General features: G+C 59.9%; 18 protein-coding genes. 14 read left to right on the top strand and 4 right to left on the bottom strand.

The genetic code is table 11. The annotated features are described in order from the left end of the window. Positions 1-311 precede the first annotated feature (311 nt). On the top strand, positions 312-974 hold the full coding sequence (locus tag AC1RQP_RS18780; RefSeq protein ID WP_239622835.1) for a Crp/Fnr family transcriptional regulator: 663 nt from the start codon (positions 312-314) through the stop codon (positions 972-974). 231 nt (positions 975-1205) lie between these two features. Here the strand turns inward: AC1RQP_RS18780 and AC1RQP_RS18775 are convergent, their stop codons facing one another. Next, positions 1206-2615 (bottom strand): glutamate-1-semialdehyde 2,1-aminomutase, encoded by a 1410-nt coding sequence (locus AC1RQP_RS18775; protein WP_492938048.1) that lies wholly within the window; start codon positions 2613-2615, stop codon positions 1206-1208. Positions 2616-3183: 568 nt separating this feature from the next. On the opposite strand from AC1RQP_RS18775, the gene AC1RQP_RS18770 reads away from it, so the two are divergent. The 3 genes from AC1RQP_RS18770 (at position 3184) to AC1RQP_RS18760 (ending at position 6559) form a co-directional block, all read left to right on the top strand. After that, a complete protein-coding gene (locus AC1RQP_RS18770; protein ID WP_239622837.1) occupies positions 3184-3765 on the top strand; it encodes a dTDP-4-dehydrorhamnose 3,5-epimerase family protein in 582 nt (193 codons plus the stop codon). A gap of 115 nt (positions 3766-3880) precedes the next feature. Next, complete coding sequence (locus AC1RQP_RS18765; RefSeq protein ID WP_492938047.1) at positions 3881-5170, top strand: methyltransferase domain-containing protein; 1290 nt, start codon at positions 3881-3883, stop codon at positions 5168-5170. 27 nt (positions 5171-5197) lie between these two features. Continuing rightward, positions 5198-6559 carry a DUF4910 domain-containing protein gene (locus AC1RQP_RS18760; protein ID WP_345946108.1) on the top strand — a complete coding sequence of 454 codons (1362 nt, stop codon included), beginning with the start codon at positions 5198-5200 and terminating at the stop codon, positions 6557-6559. Positions 6560-7203: 644 nt separating this feature from the next. On the opposite strand, the gene AC1RQP_RS18755 is transcribed toward AC1RQP_RS18760, so the two are convergent. After that, positions 7204-9231: an HlyD family type I secretion periplasmic adaptor subunit gene (locus tag AC1RQP_RS18755; RefSeq protein WP_492938046.1), complete on the bottom strand. Its 2028-nt coding sequence runs from the start codon at positions 9229-9231 to the stop codon at positions 7204-7206. Positions 9232-9300: 69 nt separating this feature from the next. Continuing rightward, a complete protein-coding gene (locus AC1RQP_RS18750; RefSeq protein WP_239622839.1) occupies positions 9301-11442 on the bottom strand; it encodes a type I secretion system permease/ATPase in 2142 nt (713 codons plus the stop codon). Between the two features lie 346 nt (positions 11443-11788). Between AC1RQP_RS18750 and AC1RQP_RS18745 the strand changes: the two genes are divergently transcribed. The 4 genes from AC1RQP_RS18745 to AC1RQP_RS18730 all read left to right on the top strand — a co-directional run bounded on the left by AC1RQP_RS18745 (position 11789) and on the right by AC1RQP_RS18730 (position 16657). Beyond that, complete coding sequence (locus AC1RQP_RS18745; RefSeq protein ID WP_492938045.1) at positions 11789-13144, top strand: glycosyltransferase family 4 protein; 1356 nt, start codon at positions 11789-11791, stop codon at positions 13142-13144. A 1-nt stretch (position 13145) separates the two neighbouring features. Next, positions 13146-14279, top strand: coding sequence for a radical SAM protein (locus AC1RQP_RS18740; protein WP_239622841.1), 1134 nt, complete (start codon positions 13146-13148; stop codon positions 14277-14279). Between the two features lie 38 nt (positions 14280-14317). Next, a complete protein-coding gene (locus AC1RQP_RS18735) occupies positions 14318-15505 on the top strand; it encodes a glycosyltransferase family 4 protein (RefSeq protein ID WP_492938044.1) in 1188 nt (395 codons plus the stop codon). Positions 15506-15922: 417 nt separating this feature from the next. Then, a complete protein-coding gene (locus AC1RQP_RS18730; protein ID WP_492938043.1) occupies positions 15923-16657 on the top strand; it encodes a hypothetical protein in 735 nt (244 codons plus the stop codon). 39 nt (positions 16658-16696) lie between these two features. Here the strand turns inward: AC1RQP_RS18730 and AC1RQP_RS18725 are convergent, their stop codons facing one another. Continuing rightward, a complete protein-coding gene (locus AC1RQP_RS18725) occupies positions 16697-16924 on the bottom strand; it encodes a cold-shock protein (RefSeq protein ID WP_492938042.1) in 228 nt (75 codons plus the stop codon). Between the two features lie 968 nt (positions 16925-17892). On the opposite strand from AC1RQP_RS18725, the gene AC1RQP_RS18720 reads away from it, so the two are divergent. From AC1RQP_RS18720 to AC1RQP_RS18695, 6 genes are all read left to right on the top strand, one after another. Then, positions 17893-18222 (top strand): hypothetical protein, encoded by a 330-nt coding sequence (locus AC1RQP_RS18720; RefSeq protein WP_239622845.1) that lies wholly within the window; start codon positions 17893-17895, stop codon positions 18220-18222. Between the two features lie 159 nt (positions 18223-18381). Then, the gene (locus tag AC1RQP_RS18715) at positions 18382-19731 is read left to right on the top strand and encodes an ABC transporter substrate-binding protein (RefSeq protein ID WP_492938041.1); all 1350 of its coding nucleotides are present in this window, start codon (positions 18382-18384) and stop codon (positions 19729-19731) included. A gap of 83 nt (positions 19732-19814) precedes the next feature. Beyond that, positions 19815-20693: an ABC transporter permease gene (locus tag AC1RQP_RS18710; RefSeq protein WP_492938040.1), complete on the top strand. Its 879-nt coding sequence runs from the start codon at positions 19815-19817 to the stop codon at positions 20691-20693. Continuing rightward, entirely contained in the window at positions 20690-21595 is a 906-nt protein-coding gene (locus tag AC1RQP_RS18705; protein WP_492938039.1) for an ABC transporter permease, read from the top strand. The genes AC1RQP_RS18710 and AC1RQP_RS18705 overlap by 4 nt, the downstream gene beginning before the upstream one ends. Before the next feature lie 2 nt (positions 21596-21597). Further along, positions 21598-22704, top strand: a complete 1107-nt coding sequence (locus AC1RQP_RS18700) for an ABC transporter ATP-binding protein (RefSeq protein ID WP_061882165.1) — start codon at positions 21598-21600, stop codon at positions 22702-22704. Positions 22705-22725: 21 nt separating this feature from the next. Then, positions 22726-23217 carry a (2Fe-2S)-binding protein gene (locus AC1RQP_RS18695; protein ID WP_492938038.1) on the top strand — a complete coding sequence of 164 codons (492 nt, stop codon included), beginning with the start codon at positions 22726-22728 and terminating at the stop codon, positions 23215-23217. The last annotated feature ends 1 nt before the right edge of the window (position 23218 follow it).

The following is a 23218-nucleotide window of genomic DNA, read 5'->3' as shown; positions in this document are numbered from 1 at the left end:
GGCTACCATGGGATTCATAGGAACCTCTCGTGAGGCTCGTTCTCAAGCGTAATTCTTCCCAAAATCGACCCAGGGAAGGCGCTGTTGAGTTGGGCAAAGGTGGCGCACGCGTGAGCAGTTCTTCCGCGAAGTAGCACGAGCTTTTTGCGCTTTTTAATGCCGCATAGGCAGCGGATAGTTTTACGACTAACGGGACTAGTCCAACCGGCCTATGTGGAACCCGTATAATCCTAACGCTTTAGCCTGAATATCCCTCGAATTAAGTACGTCTACACTGAAGGGTATTGGATTACGTGCTGAGGTGATTTCAAATGCTTACAGAATCCACATTTCTCCAGAACACAAAACCCCCTTCACAACTTCATAAATCGAACAAACTTCCCGATTTCCGACGCCCGTCTACGTCCTTCGTACCTCGCTGCAGAGCTCTCTTTTGGGAAGGAGAGGAAGAAGCTCAGAAGATCGAGATCGTCGAGGGCGTCGTACGGGCGGTCCGCCTTCTGGAGAACGGAAATCGCCAAATCCTCGCTTTCTACTGGCCCGGCGATGTCGTCATGCCGACCCATTCAACCCATCAGCAGTTTACTGCGGAAGCCGTGACAGATTGTCGCGTCATTCGATCGAGAACTTCTGGAGTTTGCCGGAGCGATGAGCCCTGTGGTGCCCACCAGGTCCTGGCAGATACCCTCACCTTGGTGATGACCATGAGCCAGAAGAATTGTGTGGCGCGCATCGCCTGGCTGTTGCTGCGCATTCGGCCACACTTGCCTGCAGACCCCAAGCGGCCTGGTGCACTCCGACTTCAGTTGCCCCGGGCCGATATCGCAGACCACGTTGGAACGTCGCTCGAAACGGTTTGTCGTACGCTGGCCGAGTTCAAGGCGAAGAAGGTCATCGACCTTCCAAATCGCAAGACGATCAAGTTCACCGATATCGAGGGGCTCGCGAGGATTTCCAACGGGCGAGCAGTTTGATTAAGGCGCGATGCGATCAGGATGAATCGTCATCGCGCTTTCGGGTGTTGTTTAGGCATGATCTTTTCGGAAAGCCGCTACGCACTTCTCCGGATCATGCTCTAGACCGATCCATGTCTCGAGCATCCCGCATCGAACCGTTCCTTGCGGTCGCGGCGGGTGCTCCGGATGCCGACGTGATCAGAGTTCGGCTACCCCGATACAACCCGCTGCGTGCCGGGCATTGATTGACTAGCTGGCTTTCGCTTTCCTTGAACCGCGAACTTTCGTTCTCGGCGTTCCGGCCGAAGTCGAAGTGGCTCGCCGGCGGAACACCGGCGCCACCGGTCGGCCGATCAGATGGGCTTCCGGCCCGTCCTCCAACGCCTTCTGATATACGGCGAATGCGCCATCGATGGCCTCGATGGTTCGGTCGATATCATCGTTGGTGTGCGAATAGCTTGTGACCAGTGAGGGCGCCAGCACGCCACGGCGGATTGTCTCCTGGAGAAACAATGTGCGGAACGTCTGCGACGGCACTCCGTCACGATCACAGCAGGCATAGACCATATTGGACGTCCGGCCGACGAGCCGGAAATAGCCGGCTAGTCCGCGGCGCTGCACGGCGCTTTCGATGCCGGCCTTCAGGCGACTTCCTTGGCGGTGTAGCGTCTCGATGACCGGTTCGTCACGATAGGTGTTCATGACGGCCAGGGCTGCGGCCAAAGCGTGAGTCTCGGCACCATGTGTCGTCGAAAGCAGGAAGACGCGATCGCGATCATGGTCGAGGCCGCCCAGCTCCATGATCTCGCGTCTGCCGAGCAGCGCAGAGATTGCGATGCCGTTGCCCATCGCCTTGCCGAAGGTCGATAGGTCGGCCTCAACTCCATGGTGACGTTGGGCGGAGCACTCCGGCCATCGGAAGCCCGTGATCATCTCGTCCAATATCAAGAGAGCGCCGTTCCGATGACAGAGTTCACGCAGCGTGGCGAGATATCCCGGCGCCGGCGGGACCTCTCTTTCCGCTTCGAGGATCAGGGCTGCTATCCGACCCGGATGCTGCGCAAAGAGCGCCTCCGCCGAGGACAGGTCATTGTACCGAAATCCCTGTGTCAGCTGCGCCATGGCCTGGGGAATGCCGGCGTTCATCGGTGTCATACAGATCGCCCAGTCGTCGTAAGAGAAGAAGGGGTGATCGGTGCAAACCGCTATCATGTCCCGGCCCGTGTAAGCTCGGGCAAGCCGGATTGCAGCCGTCGTGGCCGTCGATCCGTCCTTGGTGAACTTTGCCATGTCGGCGCCGGGGACAAGCGCGATCAGCCGCTCCGCGCATTCGACCTCGAGTGCCGAAGGCCGCGTAAAGTTCGTGCCTCGGGACAGCTGTTCAACTGCTGCTTCCACGACAGCTGGAAAGCCGTGGCCCAGCGACACCGCGCGCAGTCCCATTCCGTATTCGATAAATTCGTTGCCGTCGACGTCCCATACATGGCAGCCCAAGCCTCTCGAGATGAAGCCTGGCGCGAGGAGCGGATACTGATCGTCGCCCTTCGCGTAAGTATGTGCTCCGCCTGGGATCGCAGCCCGCGCTCGAAGCCGCAGCTCTCCTGACCTTCCGAAGTTGTCCTGGTTCTCCTTGGAAAAAAAACGCGACCGAATATTCATTGTCAAATCCCTCTCAACGCGTGATTGTTGAAGAATGCTGTTACGCGCCGCCCGCGTCGCATTTCAGGACGCAAGAAGGTTCCCGAAGTTGAGGGTTCTCAACTTTGCTATCAGCGGTGACCAGGATTCCAGGCGATCTTTCTAATTGCTGCAGGTGCGTTCGGGCGACGCACAAGAATACTCGACCTTTTGGCAGCGCCTGGCTGGACGGACGCAGCGGCCTGGGCGGGGGCATCACCCGCTGCCCACAGCATCGTTTGGATGCCACCGTCGCATAGCCCGCCGTTATTGAGCTTCGTCAGGTTATCGAGCCACGGTCTGGCTAGAGTGTCGTGAGGTCACGTCACAGATTGAGCGGGCAATGTCTGAATTCGATCGACTCAGGACCGCAAGCTATGCAACCCAGTTCAGGGCCGCGAAAGCTGCGAGCCGGGCTCTCGACTGGCCCGTCCTCGGTATCGCAGTTGCGCTGGTTAGCGTCGTTGCGTGGGACCTAGCCCTGCTGTGGCTTGCCGTCAAACTTTGTTGGATCGTGTTCCTGTAGCAGCCCAGCCATCTCATTCACCGCATGATATTTTCCGAAACAATCCTCGCGGGCGCCTACACCGTGGAGATAGACAGGCATCAGGACAACCGAGGATACTTCGCTCGGGTGTTCTGCGCCGACACGTTCCTGGCGCATGGCCTCAAGCCTGTCGTCGCACAGGCAAGTATCAGCTACAACGCAAAACGCGGTACCCTGCGGGGCCTGCATTTTCAGTATCCGCCCGCGGCGGAAAACAAGTATGTCCGATGCACCAAGGGAGCGGTGGCCGACGTGATCGTCGACCTGCGGCCGGAATCGGCAACCTATCTGCGACATGTCATCGTTAATCTCTCCGCGGACAACGGCCGCGGGCTCTACATTCCGGAGCGCTTCGCGCATGGCTTCGTCACGCTTACTGACGATACGGAGTTGATCTACCTGATCAGCAACTACTACACGCCAGGCGCGGAGGGCGGGTTGCCGCATGATGATCCGTCGCTTGGGATATCCTGGCCAGCGGAGGTGCGCGTGCTCTCGGATCGAGACAGGGCATGGAAGCCTCACAGCAATATCGGGGACGAGTTGAAGGCCCGCATGAACGTCGCAGTCCACAACAGGTCGTAGGTGAGAGCTCCACGTTCGCAAAAGCCAAACGTGACTTGACGACCGTCAATTGCTCTGGCCCGACCAGCGTTAGCGTGTCGGCGACTTCACAGATTGCCACGGCAGGAGCCATAGAATGCTGAAGGAAGCGACATCCACCCTCAACGTCAAGGCACCAACCGCGCATGCAACTGAGTTGAGCTGCTGTCGTTTCTGCAGTGCGCCTCTTGAACGTGTGTTTATCGATCTCGGAATGTCTCCGTTGGCAAATTCCTATCTTCGGAACGAGCAAGCCAAGCAGGACGAGCGCTTCTTTCCCTTGCGGGCTTACGTCTGCGGAGAGTGCTTCCTTGTCCAGCTCGAGGAATGGGAGGCGCCGGAGAATATCTTCGGAGACTATGCCTACTTTTCATCCTACAGCGATTCATGGCTGCAGCATGTCAAGTCCTACGTCACTCGAGTCATCGACAGATTCGGTATCGGGGCGCACAGCAAGGTCGTCGAGATCGCAAGCAACGACGGCTACCTGCTGCAGTACTTTGTCGAGGCCGATGTGCCGGTTCTAGGCATCGAGCCGGCTCAGAACGTCGCTGCCGTGGCGCGCGCGAAGGGCATTCCGACGCGTGTGGAATTCTTCGGCGAACGCGCAGCCCGTACCTTGCGACGCGAGGGGCTGCGCGCTGATCTCTTGATTGGAAACAATGTCCTGGCTCACGTGCCGAACTTGAACGACTTCGTCAAAGGCATGAGCCTTCTTCTCGCCGATGCGGGGGTTATCACGATGGAATTCCCCCATCTGATGCGTCTGTTCGACGAATGTCAGATCGACACGATCTATCACGAGCATTTTTCATACTTCTCGTTCATCGCCGTCGAGAAGATCTTTGCGGCACATGGCTTGACGTTGTTTGATGTCGAAGAGTTGCCGACCCATGGTGGTTCGTTGCGAATCTATGCGCAGCACGCCAACAAGGGATGGCATCCGATCTCCCATCGCGTCCTGGACCTCAGGCGTCGCGAAATCGACGCCGGATACGCCAATCTTGATCACTACGACGCGTTCGAAGAGCGCGCCTTGGAAACCAGGCAGAAGCTTTTGTCGTTTCTTGAAGAGGCAAAGCGACAGGGCAAGCGCGTCGTCGGGTACGGCGCCCCTGCCAAGGGCAACACTCTCTTGAACTACTGCGGCATCACCGCGGACCTCATTGAGTATACGGTCGACCGAAACCCGCACAAGCAGGGGTCGTTGCTGCCGGGATCTCACATTCCAATTTTCGAGCCTGAACGCATCAACGTGACGAAGCCGGACTACATACTCATTCTACCCTGGAATCTGAAGCGGGAGATCGTCAGCCAGTTGTCGTTCGCCCGCAGCTGGGGAGCTCAGTTCGTAGTGCCGATTCCCGAGCCCAGGATCGTGGATTGAGCCCATTGGATCCGAGGGAGAGGGCGCATGGATGATATCGCAAGGCATGCAGACCTCGCGGATCTCAGGGAGAGTGACGCGGCCGTTGATCTGTCGGCGGACAAGACCGGACGTGCACTCCACGAGTTCATTGCAGAGATGTATCCCATCTCCCGCAGCATAACGGGAGCGGGGACCCGAAGAACGATCGATCTCATCCGAAACTATATCCCGCTTACCACGTGCGAAGTACCGTCCGGCCTGCAGGTATTCGATTGGACCGTTCCACCAGAGTGGAACGTGCGTGATGCATACGTCAAGAACAGCGCCGGCGAGCGCGTGATCGACTTCAAGAAGTCGAACCTGCACCTTCTTGGTTACAGCGTCCCGGTGAGGGCGCGCATGACGCTCGACGAGCTTAGGCCTCACCTCTACTCGGACCCGGAAAAGCCGGACTGGATCCCCTATCGGACAAGCTACTACCAGAAGACCTGGGGCTTCTGTCTTCCGCACAATCAACTATTGGCAATGCCCGACGGCGAATACGAGGTCTGTGTCGATGCAGATCTTGCCGCAGGCCATCTGACTTATGGGGATTTGAGATTGCTCGGCCGTACCTCGGACGAGGTGCTGATCTCCTGCCATATCTGCCATCCGTCGCTCTGCAATGACAACCTGTCCGGGATCGCGGTGGCAACCGCGCTGGCGCAGTATCTGCGGAGGATGGAGCTCAGGTATACCTATCGCTTCGTCTTCATACCGGGGACTATCGGAGCGATCACCTGGTTGGCGCTCAACCAGGCTCATGTCGGTCGGGTGAAGCACGGATTTGTGTTGACCTGCGTCGGCGATTCGGGGGCGATGACCTACAAAAGGAGCCGCCGCGGCAACGCAGAGATTGATCGTGCCTGGTCCTACGTGCTTGAGCAGAGCGGCCAACCGCACGAAATTCAGGAGTTCTCACCTTACGGCTACGATGAGCGGCAATATTGCTCGCCTGGCTTTAACCTGCCGGTTGGGACCGTGATGCGAACGCCCTTCGGTCAGTTCGCGGAGTATCACAGCTCTGCCGATAATCTGGACTTCGTTCGCCCTGCTGCGCTGTACGATACTCTAGCGAAGGCGATAGCGGCGATCGATGTCATCGAGAACAACGCCTGCTTTCGGAACGAAAAGCCGTTCTGCGAGCCAAAATTGGGCAACTATGGCCTTTATGGTGGATTGGGCGGGCTCGCGGCCGGAGACTTCCAGATGGGGCTGCTGTGGATCCTGAACATGTCGGACGGGGATCATTCACTTCTCGACATCGCCGAACGATCCAAATTGCCCTGGGAGGTGATAAAGAAAGCCGCCGCCGCGCTCAGCCGGGCTGGCCTCATCAAGCAAGCCGAGCCCGGTCTGACAAGCTAAAGCGCGCCTGGATGCTTGATTGCATCGACGGCGGTGCCCTCCCTCTCCCGCCAGCGGGCAGGGCAATCGCATATGGATTTCACGGGGATTGTCCGCTGGCTTGCTCCGCCTCTCCCGCTTGCGGGAGAGGCCGACGCGCTCGCAGAGCGCGGCGGGTGAGGGCTCTCGCTACGCAGGGACGTCCTCAGTTAATCTCAATAATCTCAGCGCGGATACACCCTCTCCCCAACCCTCCCCCGCAAGCGGGGGAGGGAGCCTAGTGCCGATGCCGCCGCGCCGTGCGCACCATATGCGATTGCCCTGCGCCAGCGGGAGAGGGCTGGGGAGAGGGTGTATCCCAGATGGGACAATCTCCGAGAGGAGCAAGCCCTCTCCCGGCGCTTTGCGCCGACCTCTCCCGCAAGCGGGAGAGGTGACCGGCCCGCGGCGATCGATTGAACCTAAAGCCGCTTTGGTATCGTCAGGGCGGGTGGTGTTTCGTCGCCGATAGAGGACTGCTGAAGGGGTGACGAGCTGATGGCGCCGCTGGAGATCGCTCGCCAGCACGTCGGATCTGAGCATTCCCGGACCAGCGAGAGCTCGTGATCCAAAGGGCGGCGCTCATTGTCGGGTTGGAGCGAGTACGCTTTCATAGTGCTCGCATGCTACCGCTCCCGCATGCTCTCCTGTTTGTACCGCATGATCGGTGACAAGAGATAGCTGATGACACTGCGCGATCCAGACTTGATCTCGACGGTGGCGGCCATGCCGGGAGAAAGGCTGACACGCTTGTTCTCGATGTTCATGTAACTGCGGTCGAGCGACACCCGCGCCGCGTAGACAAGCTCCTGTCCAATGGGTTCGCTGCTTGCTGTCCCGGCACCGAAGGACTTCGCGTTATTGTTCTCCGGTGGCTTGTTGCGCGGAATGGCGTCCTGGGAGATGTTAAGGACCTTGCCATGTAGCAGTCCGTACCTGGTAAAATTGAAGGTGTCGATCTTTATGGCCGCGTCCTGGCCTGCCTCGACGAAGCCGATATCCTGGTTCGAGATCATGGCCTCGACTTCGAGATTGCTGTCGATTGGAACGATCATCATGATTGGTTGCGCCGGAGTGACCACACCGCCAACAGTGTGAACGGCGAGCTGCTGTACTATGCCGTCGATCGGTGCCGTCAGATTTTGTAGGCCGGTGTGCCGTTCGGCCTTGATGACGTCCTGGCTCAGGCCGGCAGCTTTCTGTTCCGCCTTTGCGAGCTCCTCGAACAATGCGCGTTCGTACTCGGCAATGGTTTTGTTGCGGGTCTCCACCAGGACCGCGATGGCGGCATCCGCTTCGCTAAAACGGCTTTGCTGAACGAGTATTTCCTGCCGTTGGCCGACCAGCTCCTGGTACTCCGTCAAATACTGCAGCTTGGATCCGAGTTCCTTCTGGTACAGCTGCTCGCGTATCTCGACGCGCTGCTGGAGCGGGCCGATTGTAGCCTTCAGCTTGTCGATCGACGCCCTGGAAGTGGCTCGTTCAGCTTCCCTTTGCGAGATCTGGCGATCAATCGCGGCAATCTTGGCGGCCTGCTCGGTGTTCTGGCTGACGAGAAAGCGACGATGCATCTCGGTCAGGGCAGGTGTGGTCGACGGTGGCGGGTTGAACGCCGAAGCTGGATCAGTCTTGTTTGACAGCAACGCCGTCAAACGGGCGGCGTCGAGCTGCGCACTCGTCAGGTCGCTCTTGAGGCGGTTCAGTTCTGCGGCCGTAATGGTCGCATCCAGATCGATCAAGCGCTCTCCGGCCCTGACGGTCTGGCCGTCCTGAACGTAAATTGCACGCACAACGGCGGTCTCGAATGGCTGAATGGTCTTGGTTCGATCGCTCGGGATGATCTTGCCCGGAGCGACAGCAACAATGTCGATGGTGCCAAGGCTGGCCCACAGCAAGGCGACAACGAAGCCGGCCGCGATGCTGATGACGATGGTACGTCCAATCGGCGAAGGAGGGCTCTCGACGATTTCGAGCGCTGCTGGGAGGAATGCGAGTGCTTCGCTCGGATGAGACCCGCGGGAAGGTGTCAGCCCCGCGACGGCGCGTCCGAGCTTGCGTGCGTGATCCGCGAATACAATGACAGCGCTCCCGCTGTTCGCATTCCGGGGAGGCTCCGTCGGCGCGGCCGGCCGCTGCTTTGCCGGCGCGCGATCGGCGAGAGACGAAAGCATACGAGCCAGTCGTGCCCCGACGATCAGGGAGCGTTCCTTTGCACGCCGAATGAACTCCAGGCAGTATCGCGAGAAGCGCAGGAGCCGAACGGTGACGGCGCGTCGTTGGGCGACCACGACCAGTCGCCCGTCCCAATTGGCCTCGAGCTCGTGTCTTGAAATGATAGACGGCCTTTCGGCGCCAGAGGTCATCACCACAGCCTCGTGGCCATGCACCCTTCCAAGCAAGAGAAAGCCTCCGCCGCGAATCGGCAGGATGCCAGGTAAGGTCGATGTCGACAGTCCATCCCAATCGGTCAGGGCACAGCTTGCGGAAAGATCAAGCTCTTTCGCGTAGGCGAGCATCTCCGGGACATCGATAGGCGCTTGATTGAAGCGCTGGCGAATATGGTCGAGGCTGCTGTCGACACCACGCAGTCGGAGCAGGAGGTCGAACACAAACAACCCCGGATCGTCGAACGTTCTTGCGGTTGTTTGTTTCATGCGGCCTCGTCGATGCTGATGTGAGCTCCATCGTGGCGCCTGTTGGTCTCGGCGCTCGCGAAATGTGGACTATGTAAGGTCATGGAAGCCCGACTGTAGGCGGTAGAGCTTTGAATAACGTCCTCCGCGCTTGACCAGATCCTGATGAGGACCATCCTCGACCAGGCGGCCTTCTTCAATCGTGATGATCCGGTCGGCCATTCGTAAGGCCGATAGCCGATGCGCGATGATGAGTACGGTGCGGCCCTGTACGATTTTTGCCATGTTCTGTTGAACGATGTGCTCACTCTCATAGTCGAGTGCGCTGGTCGCCTCGTCAAAGATCAGGATCCGGGGATCGGTCACGAGCGCGCGTGCGATCGCAATGCGCTGACGCTGTCCGCCGGACAGGCTGCTCCCGCGTTCTCCGACGACCGTGTCGTATCCGTTCGGTAGTTGTAGAATGAAATTGTGCGCACCGGCCATCGTGGCTGCTTCAATTACACGCTCCGTCGATGTCGCGGGATCCGCGAAAGCGATATTGTCCCTGATTGAACAGTTGAAGAGGACGCTGTCCTGGAGAACCACACCGATCTGTCGGCGTAACCAGGCGGGGTCCACCTGAGTCAGGTCGATCCCATCGACCAGAACCCGGCCTCGCTCCGGGATATACAGGCGCTGCACCAGTTTGGCCAAAGTGCTCTTTCCCGATCCCGAGGAGCCCACTATTCCAATGACCTGCCTTGCCGGAATGTGCAGCTGCACATCTCGAAGGATCTCGGGCCCATCGATGCGGTAGCGAAAGGTCACCTGTTCGAACGCAATATCGCCTCGGATGGTACTCAGCGCCATTTTTCCGGGGCTGTAGACAGGCTCCGGTTCTGTATTGAGGATGTCGCCGAGGCGCGCGATCGAGAGCCTCGCTTGGTGAAAATCCTGCCAGGTTTGAGCCAATCGAAGGACCGGCGCGCTGATGCGACCGGAGATCAGATTGAAGGCAACCAATTCGCCGACGGTAAGATCGCCGGACATGACGAACCGGGCGCCGAAATAGAGGATGGCCACGCTGACCAGTTTGTTCACGAGTTGGACCGATTGGCTGGATACGTTCGCCAGGCTGATGACACGAAAGCTCGCCGCGACGTACCCGGCCAGCTGTTGCTCCCAGCGGCGTTGCATCTGAGGCTCCACGGCCATCGCCTTGAGCGTTTCCATGGCGGTGACGCTCTCAACGAGAAAGGCCTGGTTCTCCGCACCCAGCTGGAATTTTTCGTCGAGCCGCCGCTGGAACAAAGGCGTCGCTCCGGCAGAAATCGCGACATAGACCGGAAGCGAGGCGAGAACGATCAAGGCTAGCGTCGGCGAGTAGAAGACCAGAACGGCGATGAAGACAACCGAAAAGGACAGGTCGATGATCAAGGTCAGAGCCGAGCTCGTCAGGAAATTGCGGATATTTTCGAGTTCCCTGACCCGCGCGACGGAGTCACCCACCCGCCGTGCCTGGAAGTAGCCGATCGGCAACGCCAACAGGTGACGGAACAGCCGAGCGCCGAGTTCGACGTCGATGCGGTTGGTGGTATGAGAGAAAAGGTAGGTGCGCAGAATTCCAAGGATCGTTTCAAACAGCGCGGTCGCGACGAGGCCGATGGCGAGTACGTCCAGCGTGCTCATGCTGCGATGCACGAGAACCTTGTCGATAACCACCTGGAAGAAGAGCGGTGATACGAGGGCAAACAGCTGAAGGCAGAACGAGGCCGCAAGGACTTCGAGGAGCAGTCGTCGGTATTTTCGAATTGCGCCGAGAAACCACGTTATGTCGAAACGCCGCGCAAGATCGGAAAGAGAAGCTCGACGCGTCATCAGAATGACCGCGCCGTCCCAGATGGCTTCGAGTTCCATCCGCGACATCATGACCGGTTGTGGACGACCCGGCTCCAGCGCGATGACCCGCTCGTCGGTTGCCTTTCCGAAGATGAGAAATCTGTCCTCACGAAGGATGGCGAGCGCGGGCATCGGTAGACGGGAAAGCCTAGTCCAATTGGTCCTGACGACACGGGCCTTCAAGCCGAGCTCCTTGGCACAGCGGAGAACCTCGGCGACCCTGATAATAGTCCCGAATTGATGACGGATGCGCTCGGGATCCACGGCAAGGCCGTTAAATCGGAGCATCATGACCAACGCGATCAACCCCTGATCGGGGGCTGCGCCAGTTGGCTCAAGGTGCTCGGGCATCCGCGCTCCGCATTGTATCGAGCAGTTGCGCTCCGGCAGTCACGGTGCAGTTCTCGCTGATTATGAAGATATGTCGTTTTGACGCTCGAGCGCGTCCCAGACGCAGCCGGTATCCGCAGAATTGGGCAGCATTCCGACTCGAAAAGGGCCATCTCTATCCTAGGCCGCGCACCGGTACCAAGTTGACGGCCGTCAATATCGGCGCATAGCGGCCGCCTATCATCCTGCTGATGGTTGTAGTTGCGACGAGATCAGCCTTGCGCCGCCCCGCCGAACACCATTCTGCAGGCGTTGGTGTCCGCCTTGCAGCGCGGCCTGTTTCGATCTCCAGACGAGGACCGCGGCGATGACGGAGCCTTCGTTCGATCTCACCGACGATGTCGCTGTTTCGGTGGCGCGCTCGCGGCTGGATCCGGAGACACAGGTTCCGTCTTGGAGACGAGACCGGCCTGACGGATCGGGTCGACGCGCTCTGAAAGTGTTGTTTGCGAACAAGTTCTTCTTTCGTAACGGCGGCTCCGAAGTCGTGATGTTCGACGAGATGGAGTTGATGCGCAGGCGGAATGTCGACGTCATCGAGTTCTCCATGAATGACGATCGAAACATTCCATCACGCTTCCAATCGTATTTCGTTTCGCAGAAATCGTATCGCGCATCATCCAGGCGCGAAAAGCTGAGATCGGCGCTGTCCTTTATCCATTCATCCGAAGCTGTCTCGCAAATCAGGCGCCTCATCCGAGATCAGAAGCCGGATGTACTGCACTGTCACAACATCTATCACCAGCTGACCCCCTCAATCGTCACGGCGGCCGCGGATATGGGGGTTCCCGTCGTTCTCACACTTCACGACTACAAACCGGTGTGCCCCGTGTACACGCAGCTTAGCAACGGGCAGGTGTGTACGAGATGCGGGGACGGCGCGTTCGAGACGATTCTCGCGCGGCGCTGCGCCGACGGGTCTCTCGGGCGCAGCGCTCTGCTTTGGGCGGAGGCGCGCTATCACGCGCTGCTCGGAAGCTATCATCGCGTCGAAAAGTTCATTGCGCCGAGCAGGTTCATGTATGAAGCCATCGTCCGCAGGTTCGGTGCGGCCAAGGTGGTTCATATTCCCAATGGAATAGATGCATCGCGTATCGAGACGTCCGTCGGCGACGATGAGTACGCGCTGTATCTTGGTCGCTTGTCACCCGAGAAGGGCGTCGAGGATCTCCTCAAAGCCCATGCCGCGGCTCAAGGCGCCTGGCGGCTGGTGGTCGCCGGCACTGGACCGCTTCTTGATGAGTTTCGGCGGAAGTACCCTGCGGTGGAGTTCAGGGGGCACCTTACGGGCAGCGACCTTGAACGAACGATCAGCGAAGCCGGGGTGATCGTGGTGCCTTCGGTCTGGCACGAGAACAGCCCGCTCTCGATCCTCGAGGCGATGGCGCACGGTAAGCCGATCATTGCTTCGCGCATTGGCGGAATTCCAGAGATGGTCAGGGAAGGGACGACAGGTCTGCTGTTCGATCCTGGCAATGCGTCTCAACTCTCCGAAAAAGTCAGCGATCTTCTCCTCGATCGCAGCCGGCGCGAAGCGTTCGGTCGCAACGCACGGAGAATTGTCGAGGACGAGTACTCGCTCGAAGATCATGGCTCGGCATTGTTCTCGTTGTACGAGAATCTGATTGCAACAGCTGGCTTACATAGGAAAGTTGGATCATAAAATGGACCTCACCGTCATTTCGACGTTCCGCTGCAACTCCAAGTGTCAGATGTGCTACATCTGGCAAAATCCAACCGAGCCGAAGGAAGAGGTGTCGCTGGCCACGCTGTCGAAGCTTCCGTCCGGCTTCGACAATCTGAACGTGTCGGGTGGAGAGCCGACGCTTCGCAAGGACCTCGGAGAGATCATCGATCTTCTCTATCCGAAGGCAAGAGTGACGGAGATATCGTCGAACGGGCTGCATCCTGAGCGCCTCGTTCCGATCATCAAGAAGCACCCCAACATCAAGGTACGCTTCTCGCTCGAGGGCGATCAGGAGACGAGCGACAGAATTCGCGGCGAGAAGGACGGTTACTACACCAAGATCGCCGGGCTTCGTATGCTGCGCGAGGCAGGGGGCACCGACCTTGGCTTCGCCATGGTCATCCAGGACGAAAATGTCGATCAGCTTGTCAACGTCTACGAGTTCGCTCGCAAGGAGGGATTCGAGCTGGCGACGTCGACGCTCCACAATGCGTGGCAGTTCTACAAGAACGACAATTACTTCTACGACCGGAAGGCAGTGGCCCGGAAGGTCGAGGGGCTCATCTCGGCGATGCTGCGTAGTCCGAAGCCAAAGAACTGGTTTCGGGCCTACCTGAACCTTGGCCTGATCGAGAAGATTCTTGGTCATGATCGGCTGATCCCATGCAGCGCGGGCAAGGATTTCGCTTTTATCGACCCCTGGTCGGACGTCTGGGCCTGCAACGTCCGCTCGGATCTGCCGATGGGAAATCTTGCGCGGCAATCGTGGGACGAGATCATGAACAGCGACGTCGCTCAGCAGACACGGAAGAAGGTCGCGGGCTGTGAACAGAACTGCTGGATGGTGACCACCGCGCGGACCGCGATGCGATCCAACCTGGTCCCTCAGTTTCCGAAGAGCGAGCCGCTGCTGTGGGTCCTCAAGAACAAGCTCAAGGTCTCGATGGGCAAGAGCATATGCTTTGATAGTTACATCAATTATTCCGACGTGCGCCCGTCGCCGCACGTCGAGCGAACGTCGTTCTTGAACAAGACCGTCAAGGCCCGCCTGGTCAAGGGACGCGTGACGCCGGACGAGCATTACCCGTTGCGAACCTTTATGAACAATTAGATTGGAAGGAAGTCCAGATGAGCAGGCGTGAGATCTACATGTTCGGCTTCCGTGGCTTCCCTCAGATTCAGGGTGGTATCGAGACACACGCAGAGAATCTTGCACCAAGGGTGGTGGAGCTCGGCAGACGGGTTACCGTCTGCATGCGGTCGCCCTATGTTGCGTCGGACGTCCCCAAGGTGTGGAGGGGCGTGCGGGTGCTGCGGCTGTGGACTCTGAGCAACAAGTACCTCGAGACTCTGCTCCATTCCGTGGTCTGCGCAATTGTTGCAATGGTGCGGCGTCCGGCATTGGTCCATATCCATGGCATTGGGCCTGCAATCGTAACGCCATTGCTTCGTGCCGTCGGCCTGCGGGTCGTCGTCACGCATCATGGCGAGGACTACAACAGGGAGAAATGGGGCTGGGCGGCGCGCACGGTGCTGAGGACCGGCGAAGCGCTCGGAATGCGCTACGCCAGCAAGCGCATCGCGGTCAGCCGCAGCATCGGCGAGCTTGTCATGTCCAAATATGGCAAACCCTGCGAGGTGGTGCCGAATGGCGTGGTATTCTCGGACATGCCACAGCAAAGCGAGAAGGTGGTCGAGCTGGGATTGGAGCCGGGACGATACGTATTGACGGTCGGTCGGCTTGTTCCCGAGAAGCGACAACTCGATCTGTTGCGAGCATTCCTGGCGACCGCGCTGCCCGGATGGAAGCTCGCCATAGTTGGAAAGATCGACCACCGGAACGAGTACGCGGATCAGCTGGCTAGGGAAGCGGCCGGCCACCAGAACGTCGTCATGGCCGGATTCCAGACCGGCGATGGCTTGCGACAACTCTACGCCCACGCCGCGCTGTTCGTCCTGCCGTCGTCGCATGAGGGGCTGCCGATCGTGTTGCTCGAAGCGCTCAGCTATGGATTGCCGGTGCTGGTAAGTGATATCGCACCCAACCTGGAGGTGGTGGCTGATCCCGAGCACATCTTCCATGTCGGTGATTGCGAGGAATTGGGTGCGAAGCTGTTGGCGCTGACGAAGACGCGTCCGAGTGCAACCGAACGCGAAATCGTACGCCGCGAGAGTGCGGTGCGGTACGATTGGTCCGATATCGCATTGCGCACGCTGGAGATCTACGATGACCTGCTCGGCCGCAAGCGGCAGCAGGGCAATCTGTCGCGCGCAGGCTGGGCCGGCAGCAGCGCAAGGTCGCGACAATCGGTATACGGCAGGCCCGCCAACAATTGAGCTCCTGCCTCTCCGGCAAAGTCTGGCAGCATACTGGTGCGCGCCTTGCGCTGTCCGGCTGAAGTGACGCCGCGCCTGGGCTGGCGGCGCAGAGGATTGTGGCGGCTGCTCGGAGCCTGATTTCAGGCCGGGCGGCGTCGTTCTCGTTGCTGAGATCCCCGCCTTTTCTTACCGTCCCAACTTATTGGCTATAGCGCCGGTCACGATCGATGGGCCGGCGTCCAAAGCCCGCTGCCCACGATCGAAGTCCTGGCGAGCCAGCAGCTCTGCGACCGGATCCGATCGCTCGACCGGCCCCCGGCACGAGCTGGATTTCTTCCATTGCCTAAATAATAGACATAGATTGGGGCTTCCGAAAGCCGTTGGACCCTGAGAGGCTCCGCGTTGGGGATTCGCAGGCCCGATGATGCTGGTCAGGTGTCGAAGCGCCGGGCGTTGCTGGAATATGTGAAAATGAACAGGGTGGATGGGCTAACGCCCGGTGAGATTGACGAGCGGATCGTTTCGATCATCGAACTGGCCGGTGAAGAGCTGATGCGCCAGTCCGATCCGTCGTTCGAGTTCGTGCCCGAGCGGATGAGAGGGGGGATATCGACCGTTCATCAGCGCCTGAAAGCGGAGCTCGCGGCGCTCCTCAATCTGCGGACCGTATACGGCGACCTGATCGTTTGTCGCGTTGTTGCCGGCGACTATCCCTGGATCCACAACCAGTTGTCGCCGTATCAACATTTGAGGCTCGCGTGGCTTCAGCTCACGCAGTTGAGCAGCATGTTCGATCGTTCCAGGACCGAGCTTGATCGCCTTCACAACGAAACGTTAGAGTTGCTTTCTATCGACGTCGAAAGGGACGTTGCTGATGGCTCGCCTCAAGCGGTTGAGCGGAGCGCGCGGGCAGATCGCTGGTTCGAAGTCATGCCGCAACCTGGAGCGTCAGCGTCGGCGACCATGAGGATTGCAAGCGAATTGTCGACTGACGTACTCGTTGCCGAGTATTGTGACGCTGCGCGGCGCGATCTATTGGAACAGATCGACGCGACCATACGAATCGTTGGTTCCAGCATTGCTTGTTTCTTGTCGCGCCACGGGGCCGAGCTGGTAGACCTCATTGGTCGTTACAACGACATGATCGAGAACATCCAGCCCCGAAAGTGACACGAAGAGCTCGAACTTGCGATAGTACGAAAGCTCCATTCATCCTTCAGACTTGGCTTCATGGGCTCCGACGCGCAGGCGACTGGCCGTTACCCTGTCCGCGACGGAAACGAGTTCGTAGCTCACTCTTTGGCCTTCGATGAGCGTTGGCAGCCCAGCTTCTTCGACGGCGGACATATGAACGAATATGTCCTTGCCTCCGCCGTCGGGCCTTATGAAGCCGTAGCCCTTGAACTTGTTGAACCAGACTACGAATCCGTTAGCCATACGTCGAGCCCAGGCCTCTGCTTGCTTCAACCGCTGCTACGCCTTAGTCGGGGGAGGGGCTGAGCTTCGTTCATCTGGATTGAGCCGGTGCTGCAAAATGCCGCGCACAACCGGAACTCTGCGCTGAAGCTCGTTTCCTCACATTCTCAATATGCGGAGTCCTGCCGTGCGAATATCCCGCGTTGATGCGCAACGCGCCTTCCGGTTTGCCTACGCTGTGGGCGCAAGCGCCTCAATACATTGCGTCGGCCGATGAACCCAGAGGGCTACGCCGCATCTCGCTCTTGGATGCAAACTCATTGAAAATTGATTGCGTTCCAATGGGTCAGATAAATTCAAAAGAGAATATGGAAGGCCTCTCAGCACACCTCACCGGGGCAACCGGCGGGGCGAGGGCGGTCCGCAGCTGTGCGCTTGAGAGCAGTGTCAGTCAGTGGCGGAGATCGAGACAGAAATCAGCTCATGAGATGAAAAGATCGGAGCGGGAGCTTCAGCCTGCTGGCAATTTTTCTCACCGCTTGTGGCGTTCGTCCAAGACGTCGCGAGACAGCGTACAAGCTCTTCCCTTCCAAGATGAGCAACCTCACCTGCTCGATTTCGTGATGGCTCCATGGCGGAGCAAGCTTCTGCTTGTTGGTCTGCAGGGACGACACTGTCTCGCTCCTTTTCAGGCGGTTGAGAGGGCGTTTGCCGAAGGGGCAGCGCAGCAGATATCGGTTTCGCAACTCCTCGCGGCTGCGTCTTTGCTGTTTGCTCCGGCGGCTCAGGAGGTGCTCTCGCACTATTCCCGATGCTCCCGGACTGCCTTGCGCGAAGGAAGCTATCGGAACAAGGCGGTGCGGAATCTGATCACCGTCAAGTTGCAGGATGGCCGCCGGCGTCGATAGCCTACGTGCGATGGCGCTGCGAGGGCAATGTCGACTTCGCGATGATCAGGAACCGTTGCCGGCGCAGGAAAATTCTCCTGTGTGAATGATCGCCGATTTGTGCGCGATCGGTTCCGCCCTCCCGCGTCGCTGAGCGGCGTGTTCACCGAGAATCCGTTCGGTCGGTGTCGGCGCAAATTGCGCCGTTGTCGCGATGGGGCGAGAGCAGCAAGCTTTGACAGTGCAGACAAAGTCGTATCGGTGCATCTTGCGCTGCTCGCTGCGAGCGCGCTCGCCTTCTCGCAGATGAAGCCGGTGGCGGCGACGATCACTCGCGTGCTGAAGGATCTGGATGGTCCGCGAGATGACAGCCGAGCGGGGCTCGACGCGGTTTGCCTGCCTGCCGCCTTCGTAAGCTGCGTGCTGGAATGAAATGCAGAGAGTTGAGCCATTAGGCGCGCTTATGTCGCGAATATTTACTTCCAATTTTACTTCGCGAAATCCCGTCAATAGCCTCAAGCGCAATTGATCACATCCGCAGGGATCGCTGAAGATCGTTGCGGCCGCTCATCGTAACCAACGAGGGTTGCCATGCTTGACAGGGACAAGGGGAATGTTGGTGCCAACCAGGCCGGAGCGGAGCCGGCGGATGTAAGAAAACTGAGCCGCCGCAGGCTGTTGAAGAGTGCTGCAGCGGTCGCGGGCGCGGCCGTCGGCTCGGACGCGATCCGCGGCTTCCCGACCATCTGGGCGCAGGAGATCAAGGACATCGAGCTCCGCCACGTCGGCGTCTCTTATTCGGTGGTGAAGGCGATCGGCGACCAGGCCGCCAAGGATCTCGGCTTCAAGGTGACGATGCAGAACCTCGATACCTCCGCCGCCATCAATCGCTTCATTAGCCAGCCTAATACGGTCGACATCGCCGACCTCGAGGGCTGGCAGGCCAAGCTCGCGGCCAAGCGCGGCGTGATCCAGGGCATTCAGGTCAAGAAGATCAAGGAGTTCGACAACATCCTGCCGATCTTCACCAAGGGCGAGATCGATGGCCACAAGATCCCGCGCCAGGGCATCTCGCCCTATGAGGCCATGTACATCGCCAAGCCCGATTCCACCGATCTGCACGACGGCGTCACCGAGTGGGCCACCTTCTTGCCGCAAGTCTACAACGCCGATTCCATCGGCTATCGTCCCGACCTCGTCGGCCACCAGGTGACCGAGTGGAAGGACTTGATCGATCCCAAGTTCAAGGGCAAGGCCGCGATCCTCGACGTGCCCGCGATCGGCATCATGGATGCCGCGCTCTGCTTCGAAAGCGCCGGACTGATCAAGTACGGCAACAAGGGCAACATGACCAAGGAGGAGATCGACTTCACTTGCAACAAGCTGATCGAGCTGAAGAAGCAGGGCCAGTTCCGTGCGACCTGGACCACCTTCGACCAGTCGGTGCAGCTCATGGCTGCGGGGGAAGTGGTCATCCAGTCGATGTGGTCGCCGGCGGTCGCGGCGGTGCGCGTCAAGGAAATTCCCTGCGTCTACGCGCCGGTCAACGTCAAGAACGGCAAGGAAGGCTATCGGGGCTGGTGCAACGGCATGGGCCTGATGAAGCATCTCTCCGGCAAGAAGCTCGATGCGGCCTATGAATATCTCAACTGGTACCTGTCCGGCTGGCAGGGCGGCTTCGTCGCGCGCTACGGCTATTACAGCCCGGTGCCCTCGACCGCGAAGAAATTCCTGACCCCGGCCGAATGGGCGTTCTGGTACGAGGGGCAGCCGGCGCCGGAGGTGGTCAACGATCCCTACGGCGTGCCGATGGAGAAGGCCGGCACCAAGCGTGACGGCGGCTCGTTCCTCGATCGCGTCAAGAACATCTCGTGCTGGAACACGCTGATGGACGAAGCGGCGTACATGAACAAGCGCTGGAACGACTTCAAGGTGGCCTGAAACCTGCTTTCCCCGACCTGAAGCGATGCGCCGGCGCCGTCACGCGCCGGTGCGAGAAGACCGACTTCGAGGCGTTTGCCGCTATGCAGTCCAGTCAAACTCCGCCACGCGCAAATCTCGCCGGCTGGCTCTATGTCGCGCCGCTTGTCCTGGTGCTCGTGCCGTTCTGCGTGGCGCCGATCCTGGTGGTGCTGGCGGCGAGCTTCTTCGCCACCGACGGCTTTGGCGGGCTGACGCCGGGCTTCACGCTGGCAAGCTACGTCGAGGTCCTGCATTCGGCGCTGACGCTGAAGCTGTATCTGGCGACGATCAAGTTCACGGTCCTGACCTGGATCTTCACGTTGATCATCGGCTTCTTCGTCGCTTACTTCCTGGTGTTCCACGTCCGCAACCAGCTGCTCGCGATCGGCCTGTTTCTCTTGTGCACAGTGCCGTTCTGGACCTCGAACATCATCCGGATGATTTCCTGGATTCCGCTCCTGGGCAAGGAAGGCCTGATCAACCAGGCGCTGCTTGGAACGGGCGTGATCCGTCAGCCGCTGGAGGTGCTGCTGTTCTCCGATCTCGCGGTGGTGATCGCCTATGTCCATCAGCTCACGATCTTCATGATCGTGCCGATCTTCAATTCCATGGCGCGGATCGACAAGAAGCTGATCGAGGCCGCGATCGACGCTGGCGCCAGCCGTTTCGACATCATGCGCCTGGTCGTGGTGCCGATGTCTAGGAGCGGCATCGCGCTCGGCACCATCTTCGTGGTCTCGATCGTGATGGGCGACTTCTTCGTGGTCAAGGTGATGTCCGGCGGCGGATCGGCGTCGGTGGTCAGCGCCTTCTACGAGGACGTCGGCGTGCTGCAATATCCGACTGCGGCGGCCAGTGCCGTGCTGCTGACCTTGGTGCTGGTTGCGATCGTCTCGCTGATCCTCCGCACCGTGGATATCCGGCAGGAGATCACGCGATGAGCGCGGTTCTCGCCGATGTGCCAAAGTCCGACGTGTCGAAGACGGTCGCGCCCGCGACGACCAAAGCGATCGCGCCGAGCAAGGGCGGCCGGCCCTGGACGTTCTACGTGCTGGCGACGCTGTTTGCCTTCTATGTCATCGCGCTCTACGGCCCGATGTTCTGCATCTACATCCTCTCGTTCCAGGACATCCGCGGCGGACTTGTGTTTCCGATGAAGGGGCATTCGCTGCACTGGTTCGTCGACCTCTTCACGCAGGTGCGGACCGGCGACGTCATGGGGTCTTTCGACCGCTCGATCAAGCTTGCGGTCATCGTCACCGTCATCACTGTGGTGGTGTCGTTCCTCGCCGGCCTCGGCTTTCGCAAGCGATTTCGCGGCGACACCTTTGTCTTCTACATGATGATCGGCAGTCTGGTCGCGCCCGGCCTCGTGCTCGGTCTCGGGACGGGACTTTTGTTCCAGGCGCTCGGGCTGAATGCGAGCTGGTACACGTCGGCACTGGGCGCGCAGCTGTCCTGGACGTTGCCGTTCGGCGTGCTCGTGATGTTCGCGGTGATGTCGCGCTTCAACCACGTCTGGGAGGAGGCGGCGTACGATCTCGGTGCCAGCCGTTGGCAGTCGATCCGGCTGGTGATGATCCCGGTGCTGGCGCCCGGTCTCGTCGCGGTTGCGCTGTTCGGCTTCACGCTGTCCTACGACGAGTTTGCACGCAGCCTGCAGACGGCAGGCTCGCTGAACACGCTGCCGCTGGAAATCTGGAGCATGACGCTGAACGTCACCTCGCCCTCGCTCTACGCGCTCGGCACGGTGACCACCATCGTCTCCTTCGTCGTCATCGGTGCGAGCCTCGGCACCATCGTGCTGATCCAGAAAAGGCGCGGCAGCGCGACAAAGGGTTAGGAATGAAGAGCGATCGCGGCGATATCGAACTGGCGGGCGTCTGCAAGAGCTTTGACGGCGCGACCTACGTGGTCGACGGCGTCAATCTGAAGATCGAGGACGGTGCCTATTGCTGCTTCATCGGCCCGTCCGGCTGTGGCAAGACCACGATCCTGCGCATGATCGCAGGCCATGACGACCCGACCGCCGGCGAGATCGTGATCGGTGGCCAGAACGTCGTCGGTCTTGCGCCGGTGCAACGGCGCACCGCGATGATGTTTCAGTCTTACGCGCTGTTCCCGCATCTGACCGTGCGGGAGAACATCGCCTTTGCACTTCGCGTGCGCGGCCAGTCCAAGTCCGATCGGCTGCGCGCAGCGGATGCCATGATTGAGAAGGTCAGGCTGACGCAGTTCGCCGACCGCTTGCCGGCCCAGCTTTCCGGCGGCCAGCAGCAGCGTGTGGCGCTGGCGCGGGCCGCGATCACCGAGCCGCGCGTGCTGCTCCTCGATGAGCCGCTGTCTGCGCTCGACGAGCAGCTCCGCGTCCAGATGCGCCAGGAGCTGCGGCGGATGCAGCAGGAGCTCGGCATCACCTTCATCCACGTCACCCATACCCAGCTCGAGGCGATTGCGCTGGCCGACCTCGTCGTCGTGATGGAGCAGGGCAAGATCAAGCAGGCGGGTCCGGCGCGCGACGTCTACGCGCATCCGCACGATCGCTATGTCGCCGAGTTCATGGGCGGCCAGAACGTGTTGTCGGGCCGCGTCGAGAAGGTCAACGGCGCGAGCTTCACGCTCGCGCAGGCTGCGCCTGATGGCATCGAGGTGCCGTTGCGGCCACGCTCGGCCGTCAGCGTCGGCGACAAGGTCGATATCGCGGTGCGCCGCGACGACGTCGCGCTGGTCCGGCCCGGCAGAGACTTGCCCCCGGGTTGCACAACCTCGCTGCCGAGCCGCGTGCTCGCGATCGAATACCAGGGCTATTTCGTCAAGGTCATGCTCGACACGGTGCCGGACGACGAGTTCGTCGCCTACGTGCCGGAAAAGACCTTCTTCGCAGATCCCTTCGCCGTAGGCGATGTCGTGATGGCCACATGGGCCGCCGGCAGCGCGTTGCCACTTGCCTGAAGACCCGTCGCGCACAGGAGCATGACCGTGCAGATATCCTTTACACTCAACGGCCGCCCGACCACCGTGGATGTCGAACCGGCGACCCTCGTCGCCGAGCTGCTGCGCGAGCAGCTCAACCTGACCGGCACCCATATCGGCTGCGACACCAGCCAATGTGGCGCCTGCGTCGTGCATCTCGACGGCCTGCCGGTGAAGAGCTGCACGCTGCTGGCGCCCGCGCTCGACGGCGCGACGCTGCTGACCATCGAAGGCCTGCAAGGCGCGCCGGGCTCGAACCTGATGCATCCGATGCAGGAGGCGTTTCGCGAGCATCACGGCCTGCAATGCGGCTTCTGTACGCCGGGCATGCTGATGACGGCGGTAGCGCTGGCTGCCGAGAAGCCCGATTTGACCGAGGCCGACGTCCGTCACGGCCTCGAAGGCAACATCTGCCGCTGCACCGGCTACCAGAACATCGTGGTTTCCGTGATGGCCGGCGTTGCCGCCATGAACGCCGCCAAGGGAGAGTGAC

This window comes from Bradyrhizobium sp. GW821-FHT13H06 (genome assembly GCF_058803975.1).
This window is presented reverse-complemented; position numbering and strand designations above follow the sequence as displayed.

What these genes read in the sequence shown, in the direction of transcription:
- AC1RQP_RS18780 (WP_239622835.1), top strand. Translation starts at nt 312, where the DNA reads ATGCTTACAGAATCCACATTTCTCCAGAACACAAAACCCCCTTCACAA.
- AC1RQP_RS18775 (WP_492938048.1), bottom strand. Translation starts at nt 2,615, where the DNA reads ATGAATATTCGGTCGCGTTTTTTTTCCAAGGAGAACCAGGACAACTTC.
- AC1RQP_RS18770 (WP_239622837.1), top strand. Translation starts at nt 3,184, where the DNA reads ATGATATTTTCCGAAACAATCCTCGCGGGCGCCTACACCGTGGAGATA.
- AC1RQP_RS18765 (WP_492938047.1), top strand. Translation starts at nt 3,881, where the DNA reads ATGCTGAAGGAAGCGACATCCACCCTCAACGTCAAGGCACCAACCGCG.
- AC1RQP_RS18760 (WP_345946108.1), top strand. Translation starts at nt 5,198, where the DNA reads ATGGATGATATCGCAAGGCATGCAGACCTCGCGGATCTCAGGGAGAGT.
- AC1RQP_RS18755 (WP_492938046.1), bottom strand. Translation starts at nt 9,231, where the DNA reads ATGAAACAAACAACCGCAAGAACGTTCGACGATCCGGGGTTGTTTGTG.
- AC1RQP_RS18750 (WP_239622839.1), bottom strand. Translation starts at nt 11,442, where the DNA reads ATGCCCGAGCACCTTGAGCCAACTGGCGCAGCCCCCGATCAGGGGTTG.
- AC1RQP_RS18745 (WP_492938045.1), top strand. Translation starts at nt 11,789, where the DNA reads ATGACGGAGCCTTCGTTCGATCTCACCGACGATGTCGCTGTTTCGGTG.
- AC1RQP_RS18740 (WP_239622841.1), top strand. Translation starts at nt 13,146, where the DNA reads ATGGACCTCACCGTCATTTCGACGTTCCGCTGCAACTCCAAGTGTCAG.
- AC1RQP_RS18735 (WP_492938044.1), top strand. Translation starts at nt 14,318, where the DNA reads ATGTTCGGCTTCCGTGGCTTCCCTCAGATTCAGGGTGGTATCGAGACA.
- AC1RQP_RS18725 (WP_492938042.1), bottom strand. Translation starts at nt 16,924, where the DNA reads ATGGCTAACGGATTCGTAGTCTGGTTCAACAAGTTCAAGGGCTACGGC.
- AC1RQP_RS18715 (WP_492938041.1), top strand. Translation starts at nt 18,382, where the DNA reads ATGCTTGACAGGGACAAGGGGAATGTTGGTGCCAACCAGGCCGGAGCG.
- AC1RQP_RS18710 (WP_492938040.1), top strand. Translation starts at nt 19,815, where the DNA reads ATGCAGTCCAGTCAAACTCCGCCACGCGCAAATCTCGCCGGCTGGCTC.
- AC1RQP_RS18705 (WP_492938039.1), top strand. Translation starts at nt 20,690, where the DNA reads ATGAGCGCGGTTCTCGCCGATGTGCCAAAGTCCGACGTGTCGAAGACG.
- AC1RQP_RS18700 (WP_061882165.1), top strand. Translation starts at nt 21,598, where the DNA reads ATGAAGAGCGATCGCGGCGATATCGAACTGGCGGGCGTCTGCAAGAGC.
- AC1RQP_RS18695 (WP_492938038.1), top strand. Translation starts at nt 22,726, where the DNA reads ATGACCGTGCAGATATCCTTTACACTCAACGGCCGCCCGACCACCGTG.